A 16,528-nucleotide genomic window follows, 5' to 3' on the forward strand; every position below is an offset into this window, starting at 1 on the left:
CCGATGTGATGGTGAAAAAGCCTGCTGACGTTCTCGACTACGACGTGGATTTCGCACGTTGGCTCCCCTCGCCTGATCGCTTGTCCGGCGCATCGACCACGATTGAGAACTCGACTGCCGTCGTCGATCGTACCGAGTACACCGACACCAACGCAAAAATCTGGATTTCCGGCGGCGCGACTGGCGAGACCGCTGACGTCACCGTGACTGTGACAACCCTGGAAGGCCGAACCAAGCAGTTTTGCTTCAATCTCAAAATCAAGGAGTGCCATTAATGGTGGTCAAGCTTGCCAATAATGCCATTTCCACCCTTGCGGCCTCAATAACGGATGCGGTGTCGTCACTCTCTGTGCAAGGCGCGGATGCTGGAAAATTCCCTCCATTGGATGCCGGAGACTGGCACCCCGCTACGATAATTGATCCCGCTGGCAATATGGAAATTGTCAAAGTGACGGCTCGCGTCGGTGCAGTTTTGACAATTGAGCGCGCTCAGGAAGGCACAACGGCAAAAGCGTTTGCGGCGGGGTCGCGTGTAGACATACGCTTGACGGCCGGGGCTTTTCTCGGTGCTCTTTCGGGCAAGGTAGATAATTCCACATTCGGGGACGTTGTTAACGACCTGCAAGAGATGGGTGACGATCTGCAACAACTGGGCGACGACCTGCAGTTACTCGTCAGTGGTAATGCGGGCAAAGGTTTGCCCAGCTACGTTAAAGGTCTCGTCACTTCGAGACCCTCCGCTTACTTGGTCTCGGTTACAAGTGGCGAGATCAAGGGCAACGGAAAATTCACCGAAAATACTGCCGCTTTCTCGAAACGGCTTGATGCGGTTTGGGCGGCGGGCGCTGGAAACGGCGGTCGATTAAGTGCGGCGGCTATTGCCGCCAGCACTACCTATCACCTTCACGCTCTGCGCAAAGATAGCGACGGTTCATTCGATTGGGGGTTTGATGTATCTGCTACGGCTCCCACGGTTCCCGTAGGTTATTCGTGGGTAGGACGCTTTTGGTCCGTTTACACGAACTCAGCGGCAAATGGGATTGTTGCTTATACGCAAGCAGATAATTTTTGCATCACATCCGGCGGCACATGGTTTGTCTCGACTTCGGCTTTAGCCTTGGGGTTGTATTCGCCGCCTGTTACGATCCCGGTGCCTAGCGGCATTAAAGTAAGAATGCGCGTAGCTGGCATTGCCGATGCCGCCGCAAGTGGCAACACCGACCTACAGCTGTACCATGCTGAAACGGTTCCAACGGCATTGGCAGATTTGCGAGCTTTCGCCGGTGTTGGGGTCGTTGCTGCGTCGACAAACGACGTAGTAGCAGGAACATTGATAACAAATACCGCAAGACAGGTAGGCATATTGTTGGCATTCAATGGCGCGGGCGGAACGGGTACGCTTGTTGTCGTGGGATGGGAAGATTTCACCCTCAACAGGATTTATTGATATGGCTTTCGTTAGACGAGAGAACGGCAGGATCGTTACTTACTCCCTTGGCCTGTCGCCTGGCATCGCGGAAGAAGAAATCGCCGACAACCATCCTGATTTCTTGGCGTTTCTCACGCCCCCGAAATCGGAAAAGGACGTGGACCGAGAGCGGGATCGCCGGATCGATGCCGGCTTTGTGTTCGAGGGCGTGTATTATCAGTCTCGGACAGAAGATCGCGAAAACATTGCGGGCGCGAAAGCAGCAGCAACGGACGCCATAACGCTGTTCGGCGCCGAGGCTGGCAACTTCGCGTGGCAACGCCTTCTTGATTCCAATGCCCCGCCGGAATTTCGGTGGATTGCAGCGGACAACAGCACCCATCTGATGGATGCCCAAACCGCAATGCGCTTCGGCTACGCAGCGCTAGGCCACAAACAAGATCATATCTTCGCGGCTCGTAAGCTAAAAGACATGGACCCGATACCGGACGACTATGCCTCGAACGCACTGTATTGGCCGTAAGGAGGCTCAATGCCTGCCATCAACATCTCTGCGTTCATTGGCGAGCGACCCCTCATCATCCCGCGCCTTCTGCCCGAGACGGCGGCGCAAGAGGCAGTGAACGCGCGCCTTGATGATGGCGGTCTCACCCCGATCCGTAAATCGCTGAAAACAGGTGAATTCGTAGAAGCTGGGGCTGTCACAGTCTACCGCCATAACGGCGTGTGGTTGTCGTGGCCCGTCGTGGTTGACGCCGCCCCCGGCCCGGTCGCGCAAGAGCGCCTCTATTTCACCGGCGATGGTGTCCCTAAAATGCGCATCGGAGCAGACGTCTACGACCTTGCTGTGCCTCGCCCAGTTGGTGCTCTTACCGCCGTTGCTTCTGGCACCGGAGATGGGGACACTCAGAGCCGAACCTACGTATACACCTACGTCACCGACTTTGGGGAGGAAACAGGCCCCTCGCCGGCCTCTGCAATCATCGACTGGAAACCGGGGCAGACTGTCACCCTTTCTGGATTTGCAGCGCCGGTGGCCGGTCGGCAAATCACGAAACAGCGTATCTATCGAAGCCAGACCGGCTCCAGCGGAACATACCTCTACTTTATCGCTGAACGCGCTGCGACCGCAGCAAACTACATCGACAACGTGGCCGTGGATGCGTTTCAGGAGGCTCTGCCGTCTGCAGGCTGGGACGAGCCGCCTGATAATCTTTTGGGCCTCACCGTCATGCCAAACGGCATGATGGCAGCGTTCGTCGAGCGTAGCGTGTATTTCTCCGAACCATGGCGCCCGCACGTCTGGCCAGAGAAGTATATCATGAACTGCGACAGCGAGGTGGTTGCGCTCGGCGCGATCGGGAACGTTCTTGTAGTCATGACCAAGGCGCACCCTTACATCATGACAGGTAGCCATCCCGATTCGATGCAGTCGCAGAAACTGGAAGCGAACTTCCCCTGCATTAACGCTAGAGGCGTCGTCGATCTCGGATTCTCCATCTGCTATCCAACAAACGACGGGCTCATCGCAGTCGGGGGCGACGGTTCTGTCAATCTCGTCACTCGTGAGCTTTTCCGCCCGCACGACTGGCTCAAGCTGTCTCCCGCGACGGCCATCGGAGCGCAATATTCAGGCGCTTATGCAATGTTCTACGACATCGAGCAGGATGGCATACGGCAGGCGGGATGCCTCTTCGTCACGGTAGGCGCGACGCCGTTCCTTATACGGTCGGCAGAGATTATCTCGGCATGTTATTTCGATGTGGCGGATTCGGCCCTCTATTTCACGCGCCCTGGCGATACGAACATTTACAGGTTTGACCCGCCTGATGGTCCACCTGAGATGATGGTTTGGCGGTCGAAAGAATGGTGGTTGCCGCGCCCAATGAATTTCGGTGCTCTTTTGATCGATAAAGGTAGCCTCAAGGCCAACAATCACACGGCAGCTATACAAGCCGAAGTGGAAAGGATTGAAACAGAGAACGCGGCAATTTTCGCGTCTGGCCAGCTCGAATCCGCCGTTAACGAGAACGCCGTCAACGCATACCCAGTAAATGGCGATGCTATGCTTCCTTTGCCGGAATACCTTGCGGTCTCTATAGGTGTCTTTGGTGACGGCAAGCTTGTACGCGTAATCAACAGGACTGACACAGTCGAGCGCCTGCCAGGCAAGAGCATGGCGAGAGTTTGGGAGATCGCGGTTTCCTCCAACGTTCCAATCAGTCGGATCGCCATGGCGTCATCGGTCGACGAGCTGAGGACGTTAGCGTGAGGACACTGGCATGAACAATGAGCAGATCGAAAAGCTCGAGGTTCTGGACGGTTCTCGCCGCGGCACGCGTGAAAAGGCCGCGGTGCGTATCGAGGATCTCAACGAGCTGCTGCGGATCGGCGGGAAGCTGCAAACGAAGCAGCTCACCGCCGCGCCGACGATGGACGACTTCAACGCGCTGCAGAAAGACCTCGAGAACATCTCCGCGCGCCTGAACGGTGTCGCGGCAGCGATCCAGAAGAGGCTTATCCGTTGAAAGAAGTGGTGTACGGCCCGAGCGAAGAGATGCTGGATTGGGCGACACAGCGCGGCGGCATCCGATTCCGCGACGATGCGGCAACGATCGGCATGCGTTCCGACAAAGGCCTGCACGGCGTCATCGTTTTTGACAGCTTCACCACGACCGGCTGCTGGGTCTCCGTCGTTTCAGACGGTGGACGCAAATGGATAACCCGAGAGCTGATTATCCGGACCTTCGCCTACCCATTCATTCAGCTCAACTACCCTCGCCTCAACTCTTTCGTTTCGGTGCACAACGCCGACGCGATCCGCTTCAACGAGCATTTCGGCTTCCAGCGCGAGGGCGTCATGCGTGAGGCGGGAGAGAAAGGCGAGGATCTGATTGTCTACGGCATGCTGCGCCGGGAGTGCCGTTGGTTGCCAGAACGCTTCTCTGGAAAAGTTGGTCAGAGACAGCTATAACAAGCCATTGCGCATGAGTGCTTTTCCCGTTTCGAAGAGGCACGTTATTCATGGGCAAAGGCAGCTCCTCCGCACCCGGTCCTGATCCGCAGATCGGCGCAGCGGCTCTCAAGCAGGCAGAAACAGGCGAGGCATGGCTCGCCTTTGCGCAAGACGCATTTGCAGTCTCTCAGGACCGACAGAAAGAACTCGACGCGCTCACCACGAAAGTGACTGAGCAGCAGCTCGGGCTTGCCACCGATCAGGCCACATGGGCAAAGGAGGATCGAGAGCGGTACAATTCGGTCTATAAGCCCATCGAAGACGAGTTTATCGAGGAAGCTACCAACTACGCGACGGAAGAACGCCAGACGGAAGCCGCTGCAGAAGCTCGAGCCGACGTTCAGAGCGCCGCGGCGACGAACCGGGCTGCAACGGAGCGCGCAAACGCCTCTATGGGTGTCACACCCGGCAGCGGACGTTTCACCGGTGTCCAGGCCGCATCTGACCTCGGAACGACGCTAGCAGAGGCCGGTGCAGCCAACACGGCGCGTCAGGCGGTGCGTGACAAGGGGCTGGCGCTGAAAGCGGACGTCGCGAACCTCGGCAAAGGCCTGCCTGCGCAAGCCGCGGCCGGTGCGGCCGGCAGCGTCGCGGCAAGCGGTACAGCGCTGGGCGGATCTCAGGCAACCAACAGCCAGGCGCTCGCGGCATCCACGATCCTCAACGCGGGATATGGTGGCGCGATGCAGGGTTATGCCGGACAGGCGGGCACTCTCAATCAGCAATATGGCCTGCAGTTGGATGCGTGGAAGACGCAGCAGCAGATGAATGCTCAGAATGCATCCGGCATCGGCAGCTTCCTTGGCGGCATCGGTGGCCTCATCTTCTCCGACGAAGAGGTCAAGGAAAACAAGGAAGAGATCGAGGACGGTGACGCACTCGATGCTCTCAACTCAATGCCGGTCGAAGAATGGGACTACAAGCCCGGTGTCGCCGACGAAGGGCGTCACGTCGGCACCTATGCCCAAGACTTCCAGCGCGCCACCGGTAAAGGCGACGGACATACCATCCCGGTGCAGGACGCCATCGGCATCACCATGAAAGCCGTGCAGGATCTCGACAAGAAGCTTGATGCGACGATTGACGCCATCGGCCTCGGCGGTGTCGCGCCCGCTCCCCGTAAAACTTCGGTACCCAGCGTAAAACGTAAACCCGCAGAGGAGAACGCACCATGAGTTTGGCAATTGGCCTTGGCGGCTTCATGGACGGCTTCCAGAAGGGAATGCAGATCAAGCAGGACCGAGCCGACGCGGACCGCCGCAAGACGCTGCAGGACCGGCAGGACGCGGAATACACACGCGTCACTGAGCAGCGCGCCGCTATCGACAACATCAACAAGGAAGCCAAGTCCACGTTCGATGCGCAGGTCGCTTCCGGCGCTCAGCAGCCAGGCAACTTTGACCAGTTCTGGACAGACTACGCCCTCCCGAAGCTCAAGAACACATACCTGCTCAACGGCGACGTGGAGAATGCTACAAGGGTGCAGGAATGGGGCGATCAGGAGGACACTCGGAAGGGTGCTCGCCTTTTTGCTGGCGCGCTCTTTAAGGCGCAGACTGGAGACGCGTCGGGCGCCCTCACCGACGTCATGGAAGCGGCCAAGGTCAAAGGCTACATGAACAACGGCTATCAAGTCCTTGGACATGAAGCGATTGTTGGTCAGGACGGGTCACAGCAGGGCTATCGCATCTCGCTCAAAACGCCCGATGGCAAAGACGTCTCGCAGGACGTGCGGACGCAGGACCTCCCGAAGCTCATCGCGACCTTTGGCAACCCGCAGGCCGCATGGGAAAGTCAGGTTGCTTCGAGAGCCGCCACTGACAAAAAGCGCGACGAACTAGAGACCTACGAGGCGAAAAAGAAGATCGATCGTCAGTATGGCACCGGAGAGAACAAGGAGCGCGGCAACGCCATCACGGCGCTGCGCAAACGCTACGAGGGCGGTCTCGGAGGCGATGAGGTCAAGTTCGACGACATGCCGCGTGAGCAGCAGGAGAAACTGATCTCGCAGGAGCTTGAACTGCAGCAGGGCCAGATCGGTCTTGCAGGCGGCGCACCGACTGCTCCCGAGAAAAAGGTTCTCGTCGATCAAACGACGGGCAAACCCGTCCCATCTAGTTCCGCACCAAAGGCTGAGGCAAAGCCACCGGCCAAGGCTGACGCATCACCCCGCGCCGAATCCACCCAGGCACCTATCCCGGGAGTGCCGGAACGGGCTCAAAGCGGCGTTCGTTCGCGGATGGAAGGCCTGCAGCGTTCCGCCAACAGCCCTGCCCCAGCCGCCGCTCCAACCCCTGCATCGCCGTCCGACACAGCTTCACTCGTCTCGCAAGCTGATGTGGCGATAAAGAACGGCGCTCGCGTCTACGACGTCGCAATGGGCTTGCAGGAATCGGGTGTCCCTGAATCGGAATGGCCCGCCTCATTGAAGCAGGCCATTGCTAATCAGCGTGGCGTCATCGGCCTTGGCGACTGACCCTTACCGATAAATCGGATCGGCCAGCCTATCGCGCAGTGCCGATCCGAGAGCCTTATTCCCGATCAACACACCATCTTCCCGCTTTGCGGCATTGGTCGCGCGCGTCTTGATCGAGCGCTTGAGCGTTTCCTGCGTGATCGGGAAACCAGCATGCACCTTCACCGAGTTGAACGCCTTGATGCCGTCCAGCGCCTCGCCGGCCGTTTCCTTGTCGCCAGCCATCGTCGCCATTGCCCATTTGTTGATGAGCCGCTGACGTTTCTGCTTCACCCTCACCTCTGCATTCTTGAGCGCGCTGTTGCGTTCCCAAGTCTCGGCGATTTTCGCGGGTGAGAAACCGAGGGCTTGGGCGACGATATCGGTAGCGTCGATCTGATCCTTCTCGAGGATCTGATCCTTGCCGATCGTTGCCAAGCCATCCTGCGAATAACGATACGCCTTCATCAGGTCACGAACCGCCTTTGGCGCCATCATCTCGATACCTCGAGCAATATCGCCATCGCCGGTCATAACCTTGAAGCCGGTATAGAGCTGCTCGCCAAGGCTGACGGTCGCACCAAGGCTCTGCGACAGCCAATACTGGTATTCATCCTTCCCCTGCAGTTCCCTCGACGGAGAACGGAACCAGAGATCCGGCATGCCGATACGTGAGGACAGGTCGATGCCGAGATAATGGCCGGGGGCACCGTTCAGCAGGATACCACCCAGCTCTGGCCCGAGAACGTCAACGACGTCAGCCTTGAACTTATCCTCAAACGCCATCGGATCGTCATCGTCGCCGAAGAGAGCCCCTGCCAGCATCATGGCGACACTGAAACCCATGGTGCCGGTCACACCCGCCATAGCGGTCATCATGCCAAGGACACCGGCCAGCTGATAGCGCGCCTCACGGCGGGCCTGCGGCGTCTCACCCTTCACCGACTGATGAATATCGCGGATGACGCGGTACAGCATGTTGATGTTGTGCTGGCGGAAGACGAGAGCGACCTTGGCGAAGTCGTTCTGCAGCAGCGCTGGTCTCGAGCTGTTCGAATAGTCGAAATGCGTCTTCCACGTCAGATCGTGGGCGGTGTCGATCGCATCGGACATGTTCTGCCCTGCCTCACGCGCCATGCGATATGCCGCCAGCGCCGTCACCTCACGGTTCCAGACCTCGGCGCGGTGGAAGGCCCAAGAGATCTTCTCCATGACCTTGGCGCGCAGCGGGGTGTATTCGACGCCCGTTTCACCCACACCGGCCAGATCGTGGCTCTGTGTGCGGTCGATCAGGCCGGATTCGTAGAACGCTGCCATTGCGTTCTTCTCGTCGCGGCTGAGGCGTTCGCTAACGACGGTACCGCGACCGGCGAATGAATCGGCGGACGCCTTGCCAATCGCTGCAGCAGCATTCTTGAACCCGCCGAACTTCGCCGCCAACACCGGCAGGCCGAGCATGACAGTTTGTGTCATGTTCACCAGTGCCGCTGCAGGCGATGCAGCCAGGTACCAAACGAACGCCGTGCTGGTCATGGTTTGCGCAACCTTGCTGCCGGTCGGGTTCATCACCCAATTGTGCCGGTTCGAAAGCTCATTCGCCAAGGTCATGGCGCGGGTTTGATCGTCAGCTTCTTTCGCCTGGTCGACGGTCTGGTTCACCAGCTCCTGCAGCTCGAGGCCGTATTTTAGGCGGGCCATCTGGTGAGCGGCATGGAACATGTGGGACGAAAACACGCGCAGCGCGTCCTTGCTGTACCCAGACGTCCCCTTACGATGTATGAAGCGCTTGCGGGTCGACAGGTCCGGCATCGACTCGAGGTAACGCTGCCAGATCTGGTCCATGACGTCGCTGTTGACGTTTGCACCGCCAAGGATTTCCTCAATCTCGGCAACGATGCGCGGGTCCATGGCTTTCCGGAGATCGCTGCCCGCCTCCATCACACCCACCTCGACCTTACCGGCTGGGTACTCGTTGCGCAGTTCGCGCGCCATCCGGTCTCGTTCTGCCACACTCTCATGTTTCGAGAAGCTGAGGACAGCGCCGTCGATGTTCCGCACCGTGACGAAGTATCGACCGAAGCGACCCAGCGGGAAGTATGGCGGCTGCACCCGGCTGGCTTCGAACGCTACACGCATCCGGGTCAGACGTGCTTTCGCTGCCCAATTGGATTTGGTGGTTTCGGTTTTGTACGAGCTGGCCGCGTCTTCTTCTGCCTTCTTCCGATCAAGGCCGGTCATACCTACGTCCTTGATCTTCTGCAGCGTACGCTTGTAGCGATCCTCGGCGTTGCGCTGCGCGATTTCCTGCGCCTTTCGTACGTTGTCGAGGAGAATGTCGTCCAGCTCCTCAGCCTGCGCCAGATAGGCGTCCCGCACCTCGTTGAAGAGCGCTCTACCCTTTGGCGGCATTGCGACATACCGCCTGCGGAGATGCTCGTAACCGGCGATCGCCCGGGTCTCTTCGTCGGTACGCGACGGGTCGACACCGGCAATGGTGGCATCATGCATCAGGTCTGCCAGTTCCTGCGCCTTGGCCTTGTCCTTCCCGGCAAAGCCAAGACGGGTGTATTTCAGCCAATCCTGTGCGATGGCGTCCGCCTCAGCGTGCTTCGTGCCTCTGAACGCATCCATCAGGCGCTTTACCCGCAGATAATCGGCGACTGCCGTCATGTTGGAACGGGCAAGCTCGTTGAAATAGTTCAGCGGGATGGTTTTCAGGAGGGTTGGCTGAATGTCGATCAGCTTACCGCGCAGTTCCTCGACGACGCGAGACTGCGTTACGCGTTGGGCTCGACCTGGCTGTTGCTCTGGTCTGCGCTCTTTTCTCTGATAATTTGGCGTGCTTGTTTCAGATAGGCCTGCCGGTCCGGATCGCGGGGCGACCACTGGCTCACCGAGGCGTGCCAATCCTTCCACTTCTGCAACGTGTCGAACGTCGCGGGGGGATCGTCGTGAAACCCTCTGATCTGTGCCTGCTGCTGTGCCATCGCTGATCTGTCCCTTGAGCGCGACCGCCAATTTATCGAGCCTGGCCTCCAAGCCCTCGATGGCGGACGTATCATACTTGTTGTTGCTGGAAATGTCGATAATCCCGGCCTTATCAGCCACGATTGCAGCCGTGTTGCGATAGGCCTCATTGCCCATCTCAGCCGTGATCTCGCCCCGCTCGACGAGAGGACGCAGAAACGCGTCGATATCCTCGAGCGCAGATGCCAACTCGTTCTTCCAAGCCCTCACCACGCCGTTGTGGTCGGTAGACGCCTGCACGAAGACATCGGCCTCTGGCGTCAGTGCGGCTCGCATCTGCATGCCGTCCTTGCCGAATGCCCATACAGAGTGGAGACCAGGTAGTGCGAGCATCGTGAGATCAGCGACACTCAGAGGGCCGCTCGATGGGTGGTTATGGAATACGACAATGCGACGGTCCGGGTTCATCAACGCGCCCAGCAGGGTGTTATTGATGCCGGTTGCGGCCTTTTTCTTCGCGGTACCGAACTCGACAATGCTGCCGTCGTCATCTACGGCCATGAGGTATTCGTGGCCGTTCTTCCCAAACCGGGCAATGGTGTCCTTCGCCCACTTGAAGATCGCGGTACCGGAAGGCGCGCTTGGCAGGCCAACGGTCAACAGGTCGTTCGCGCTGCCGGTCTCAACGGGGTCAGGACGCTTGTTTGCGATCGGAGCGTCGTATTCCCCGCTCTCAACCGTTTTCGCTGCGGTGGCGCTCTTGGGCTGGGGCTTGAGAGCATCCAGCAGTCGACGGTGGCGTTCCGACGTCTCCGCGAGATCCTGCGTACCGATCCATGCGCCGATCTGCTTCTCGAGCGCGGGTGTCTGGGTACCAATCTCAGCGATACGCGCCTTGTCGAGATCTGGCTGGTTGGCGATACGCTTCACAGTGTTGGCGATGCGGGTTGCCAGACCTGCAGCATCGACGTCGGACGCATCATCGACCGGGACATGGTATTCCTTGCCGCCATTGATGGTGACGTTGAATGCCCTGCCGTAACCCATCGGTTCGATGCCGATCTTGAAACCGGCATACTCGCCGATCTCGCGCACACCTTCCTTGTCGATCAGCTCCTTGCGCATCGCCGAGACGATGGCCGCGCCGAATTCCTTGCGCTTGTCGAACGCCTCGCCGTTGATGGTACCGGCGAATTCCGCCGGCGCATTGCTGGCAAGCTCGGCGTCGGCCTGAACCGCTGCCATACCGGAACGAAGCTTTCCTGCTTCCTCCTCGAGCGAACGGATCTTGCCCTTGATGCGGTGCTGCTCTCTGTCATGCTCGACGGACTGGCCCTCGAGCTGGCGAAGCTTCCGGCGGGTGTCCATCTCCTCGAGGATCAGCGGATTACCGGACGCTGCCGCCTTCATCTCAGCGGCGTTTGCGGCCTCACCGGCGATATCCTCGATCTCGCGGGCTTTCATATCACCCTTGCGCATCTGCTGGATAAAGCGGGCCTTGGCCTCGATTGTCTGCCACTGACGCGCATCCAGCGTGTTCTTGGTGGCATACCGAAGGATCTCGATCTCGAAACCTTCCGGATCGGCGGCATACAGCTCGTTGCCCTGGCGGATGCCCCGCCCGTCGCGCTGCTCGAGGTCAGACGGGCGCCACGGTGCGTCGAGGTGATGCAGCGCCACCAGTCTGTTCTGAACGTTGGTCCCCGCACCCATCTTCGCCGTTGAGCCAAACAGGAAGCGGACACGGCCGGAACGGACCTTGCCGAACAGCTCTTCCTTCTGTGTCTCGGTGTTGGCGTCGTGGATGAACGCGATCTCCGCTTCCGGAATGCCGCGATCGATGAGCTTCTGTTTCAGATCATCATAGACAGAGAATGTGCTCTCGAGCGCCAGCAGCTCGTCGGGCGAAACCTTGTCCAGCGCCTCGATTGCGGCCTCATCGCCGTTATCGGCCTTCTCCATCAGGTCACGAAGGCGTGCCGCTTCTGCAGCCTGCGCTTTCTTCGGCGTCGAAAGGTCGATGAACACGAGCTGAGTGCCGCGCTGTTCCTTCGTCGCGTCGTAGATCCGCTTCATCTCATTTGCGGCTCGGTGAACCTTCGATTTCTTATGATCCGGATAATTCGGGTCGATCAAGCGCATGTCGAGCGCCGCCTTACGGGCGTCAGACATGACCTTGAGCATGTTGTCTTTACCCTTTTCGGCCTTCTTGGGCAGGTTCTCCGCCCGCCATACCAGAGAGCCACGCGGGAACACGAGGTTCCCGGCGTCGTCGGACTTGCCCTCACCGATGAATGCGGCCTGATCGGACGAACGCTCGACAACCACGTTGGTGGGCTTTCCGCCCTTCACCTTCGGCAACGGGAATTTCTTGCCCTGAGCTGCGAGCTGCGCCTTGATGTCGTCATTGGTGATGACGTCGGCAAAGCTGCGGTACCGCTGCATCAGCTCTGGCACGTTGACGAACTTCGCGAACCGGCTGTTGAGCCGGTACTGTCCGGACGGTGAAAGCTCCCAATCGGTGACGACTTCGCCGAACACACGCGCCCAGGCATCGAAGTGCGACACACCCATGGCCCGCAGCGCCTTCTCGTCGAGGTAACGCTGAACTGTGAACATCTCGGCCATCGTATTCGACAATGGCGTACCGGTGAGGAAGACAACGTTATTGCCGCCGGTGCGCTCGAGCACGAAACGCGACTTCATGTAGAGGTCTGCCGCCTTGGCACTGCCGGCCATGTTGCCGAGACCTGCCACACGTTGCATCGACGTGGAATAAGCGAGGTTCTTGAACTCGTGCGCCTCGTCGACATAGAGCGCATCAACACCCAGCTCGTCGAAGGTGAGGCCGTCGTCCTTCCTGCCGGAATCGAGCAGGCGTTCCATCTTGGCTTTGAGGTTATCGCGCCATTTGGTGAGTTGTGCGACGTTCCGGCTCTTAGCGCCCGTCGCACGTCGCACCTCTGCCAGTGAGGCCTCAAGATCATCCATTTGCTGCTGGATGAACTGCGCCTCATAGTTCGGATCGATGCCGATACGACCGAATGAGGAATGCGCGACGATCACAGCGTCCCAATCGCCCGTAGCGATGCGGGCAAACAGCCGCTTGCGGCGGTCTTTCTCAAAGTCCTGCTTTGTCGCAGCCAGGACCTTCGCACCGGGATAGAGACGGACGAAATCTGCAGCCCACTGACCGACAAGGTGATTGGGCACAACGAGCATCGGCTTGCGAGCCTGCCCGGTGCGGCGTTTCTCCATGACGGATGCGATGGCTGCAAAGGTCTTGCCCGCGCCTACGGTATGATCGGCGAGCGCGGTACCACTCTGCAGCGTGCGCCAGATGAAGTTTTTCTGGCTGGGGCGTAGCTCGATGATGTCATCACCCACCTTGCCCGGGAGCGTGAGGTGCGAGCCGTCGAACTGCTGGATGACGTCGGTGTTGAACGTGTCGTTGTAGAGACGCGCCAAGTCATCGCGGCGGGTGTCATCCTGCCACAACCACTTGCGCCACTCTGCCTTGACGCGCTCCACCTTCTCGTTGGCGGCGTCTGTAGCCGCCTGGTTGACGACGGACTTACCATCCGTGGTGCGGTCGTTGATCGTGATGGTCTGGCCGTTCAATACGGCGCTCAACACTGTTCCAACCGGTGCGCGATCGGTACCCCACTGCACCTGCGCCGCCGGCGTGACCTGCGGCACCTCGATGTCCCATTTCGCGTTCGCGGCGGAATAGAACACTTTCGGCCTGATCGATCCTTGGCCGATATGGCTGATGAAGTCCTGAACGTGCGATGCCGGGAGCCATGGTGCGCCTGGCTTAACATCGATGTCGATTGCCTCGATATCGGCTGGGATGACATCGCGCAGCGCATTCACGTTGCGGCGGAACTCCGGATCTTGCTCTGCAGCTCGCTCAGCCTCGGCAAGCTTCTGCTTCACGTTGCCAGAGAGGTACTGGTCAGACGTCTCATACGCGCCGGTCGGTGTTCTGAATACGAGCGGGCCCAGTTCGTCGACAATCGCATCGACCGGCTTGCCGTAGAGACGCGACATCGCCTCGAGATCGATACGCCCATAGTCGTTCAGGACCGTTGCAAGAGCATCCTTGGCGCTGCTCGCGCTGGTCGGGCGGCGGTATGGCTGCTGTGTCCTACGGCTGAAAATAGCCGCTTTGTCAGCCGTGGCAGGACGGGCCTTTTCGCCCGTTTTCTTTGCCATGCCCGCGCTGAGACCCTTATCGAAATTCTGCTCGAGCGCGCTGATCTGCGGCCACGTCGGATCATCGCGGAACAGACGCTTATTTGCGTCCGAATTGACAGGACCATTAGACTTTACAAAGCCATCGTACAGACTGTTCAACCTTTTTCTGAGGTTTTCAATCTGCTGCTCCGTTGCCGTTTCGCTGATCTGAGCGCGGCGCAGCTTCGCAAAGGCGTCACGCACGCGGATCATGCCGGACACACGCTCTTTCGCGGTGTCGTTGGAGAAAGTAACGGCCTGCGACGTGGCGTTGCCGATGTGATCGGGGGTACGCAGGTGGATGGTGCCATCAGGCGCGGCAAACATGGTGCCGACTTGCACGTCGGTAACGGTCTCAGGGACGGTGACAGTTTCTGTCACCCTTGCAGCACCCGGTTCTGCCATGATGTCTCGCGGCAGTTTCTCGACGGCCTTTGCCAGCTCTGCCGGGGTATCCTGTCCACCTCGGGCAATGAGCGCGGGCTCATCAGGCCCATACATCGTGCCATATGCGCCGAAGTCACCCACCATCATTTCCGGGTTGTTGGCGAAATACTTGTTCAACGGCACGGAATTGCCGTCCTTGCCGCGATAATCCACGACCTCGAGCCAATCGCTCGACTTCGGCGCAGCACCATTCTCGCGGCGCTGCAGGATGACGATGTCCGTCGTGACCTCGGTACCGGCGTTCTTGAGGAACGCGTCATTCGGCAGTCGGATAGCGCCAATGAAATCCGCCTTGGCGTGGATCATGTTGCGCGCCGAGGCGGACTGGCCGTCGAGGAAACGGTTCGTCACGACCATGGCAAGCACGCCACCTGGTCGCAGAGTCTCAATCGCCTTGGCGAAGAAGAAGTTATGGATGGACAGCTTGTTGAGGTGCGTGCGCTCTTTGTCATAGAGCTTTTCCGAACCGAACGGCGGGTTGCCGATCGCCAGATCGAAATATGAATCGGGAACGGTCAGTTTCTCAAAGCCGACAGGGGCCTGAATGTTGGCGTTCGGATAGAGGTGCTTGGCGATAGAACCGGTGATGCGATCAAGCTCTACGCCGGTCACATTCGATGGGCCGCGCAAATCCCCAGGCATCAGACCAAGGAAGTTGCCAGCACCCACCGAAGGCTCGAGAACCTGCCCGCCCTTGAAGCCGAGACGCTGCACGATGCTCCACGCTGCATCCACGATCTCGGGAGACGTGAAATGCGCATTGCGCGTCGAGGACTCGGCGGCGCTGAATTCCTCTTTGGTCAGCAGACCCTTGAGTTGTGCTGCTTCGCGCTCCCAGCCTTTGGCAACGCTGCCATCTTCACGCGGGAATGCAGAGCGCAGACCGCCCCAGCCGACCCACTTTGCGAGAACAGCCTGTTCGTCGCGGGTTGCCGGCCGCTTCTCCTCGTCGAGTTTTTTGACAAGCTCGATGGCCGCGACGTTGGCGCGGTATTTGGCTTTCTGCCCGCCCTCGCCCAATCCGTCTTCGGACGTGATGACGTAATCGGTAGGCCGCTGCTGTGCCGGTACAGACGCAACGCTGGTCTCGGTTACTCGATCGCGACTGTCCGTTGACCGCTGCGTGCGGCGCTCATCAGATCCTGAGACGTCTGGCTGGTCGTTTCTGCCTGCTGGCTGCCTTCCGGCGGAAGCAAGAGGTAATTCCCCCTCACCATCTGCCACGCCTCGTCCGGCTGGAACCCGTTCTGCTCGAGCTGGTCGGCTTCCAGATACGTCTGCTCCGCTGCGTCTTTCAGCGCCTCGTCCAGCGTCCCGGCCACTTTCAGCTCCTTGTACCTCTTCGGCAGGAACTCTTTCCAGTGCTGGCGCCCCAGCTCGATCCAGTTCTGCAGGTTCATTCTCGGCTCCGGTGAAGGTGTTTACGTCGGCGGCTTCTACGTCCGCTGCGCTCGACATGCCGTCGAAGGCTGCAGCGCGTGGATCGTACTTCACACCCATATACCACGATTTGAGGTAAGGACGCGCCCCCTCGCCAAGGTCCGCCAGCATAGCCGAAGCGTATGCGGCAAAGGTGCGCGCCCCTTTCTCGATGTGGTAGCCTGCAAGTGTGATCCCGGCCTGCAACAGCTCCGGGTCGATGCCGCTGTTCAGGGTATTGCCGGAAAGCTTCTTCCGAAGCAACTCACGCGCCTTCGCCGCGGCGTCGTCAGTGAAGAGCTTGTTCTCGGAGACCGCAGGTTTAGCCTTCTGAGGAGCCGCGGCGGGTTTCTCCGCCGTTCTTTCCGGTACCGGATTATCACGCTCCCACCGTGCCAGATCCTTCTCGGATGGCTGCGTCGAGTGGTTGCGCTCTCGATCGAGCGAGCCGTCTGCCTTTATCTCGGCAACCGTTACATTCCATCCGCGAGGTCCGCCGCGGTCAAAGCCAATTACACGATCAGGTCCGCCGTAACCCGGAACATCACGCCCAGGG

At 59.3% G+C, this 16,528-nt stretch carries 9 protein-coding genes; 8 read left to right on the top strand and 1 reads right to left on the bottom strand.

Annotated elements, in window-relative coordinates:
• The first annotated feature begins 8 nt into the window (after nt 1–8).
• The 8 genes from FY156_06070 to FY156_06105 are packed head-to-tail and all read left to right on the top strand — an operon-like array spanning nt 9 to nt 6,921.
• The gene (locus FY156_06070) at nt 9–275 is read left to right on the top strand and encodes a hypothetical protein (GenBank protein UXS03039.1); all 267 of its coding nucleotides are present in this window, start codon (nt 9–11) and stop codon (nt 273–275) included.
• The gene (locus FY156_06075) at nt 275–1,447 is read left to right on the top strand and encodes a hypothetical protein (GenBank protein UXS01091.1); all 1,173 of its coding nucleotides are present in this window, start codon (nt 275–277) and stop codon (nt 1,445–1,447) included. The genes FY156_06070 and FY156_06075 overlap by 1 nt, the downstream gene beginning before the upstream one ends.
• Nucleotides 1,404–1,952: a DUF4376 domain-containing protein gene (locus tag FY156_06080; GenBank protein ID UXS01092.1), complete on the top strand. Its 549-nt coding sequence runs from the start codon at nt 1,404–1,406 to the stop codon at nt 1,950–1,952. Before FY156_06075 ends, FY156_06080 begins: the two co-directional genes overlap by 44 nt.
• A gap of 9 nt (nt 1,953–1,961) precedes the next feature.
• Nucleotides 1,962–3,701: a hypothetical protein gene (locus FY156_06085; GenBank protein ID UXS01093.1), complete on the top strand. Its 1,740-nt coding sequence runs from the start codon at nt 1,962–1,964 to the stop codon at nt 3,699–3,701.
• Nucleotides 3,702–3,711: 10 nt separating this feature from the next.
• Nucleotides 3,712–3,957 (top strand): hypothetical protein, encoded by a 246-nt coding sequence (locus tag FY156_06090; GenBank protein UXS01094.1) that lies wholly within the window; start codon nt 3,712–3,714, stop codon nt 3,955–3,957.
• Complete coding sequence (locus tag FY156_06095; protein UXS01095.1) at nt 3,954–4,403, top strand: GNAT family N-acetyltransferase; 450 nt, start codon at nt 3,954–3,956, stop codon at nt 4,401–4,403. The genes FY156_06090 and FY156_06095 overlap by 4 nt, the downstream gene beginning before the upstream one ends.
• Before the next feature lie 50 nt (nt 4,404–4,453).
• On the top strand, nt 4,454–5,620 hold the full coding sequence (locus tag FY156_06100) for a tail fiber domain-containing protein (GenBank protein UXS01096.1): 1,167 nt from the start codon (nt 4,454–4,456) through the stop codon (nt 5,618–5,620).
• A complete protein-coding gene (locus FY156_06105; protein UXS01097.1) occupies nt 5,617–6,921 on the top strand; it encodes a hypothetical protein in 1,305 nt (434 codons plus the stop codon). The genes FY156_06100 and FY156_06105 overlap by 4 nt, the downstream gene beginning before the upstream one ends.
• Before the next feature lie 3 nt (nt 6,922–6,924).
• Here the strand turns inward: FY156_06105 and FY156_06110 are convergent, their stop codons facing one another.
• Entirely contained in the window at nt 6,925–15,525 is an 8,601-nt protein-coding gene (locus FY156_06110) for a PLxRFG domain-containing protein (GenBank protein ID UXS03040.1), read from the bottom strand.
• Nucleotides 15,526–16,528 lie beyond the last annotated feature (1,003 nt).

This window comes from Agrobacterium tumefaciens (assembly GCA_025559845.1).
Classification (GTDB): Bacteria; Pseudomonadota; Alphaproteobacteria; order Rhizobiales; family Rhizobiaceae; genus Agrobacterium.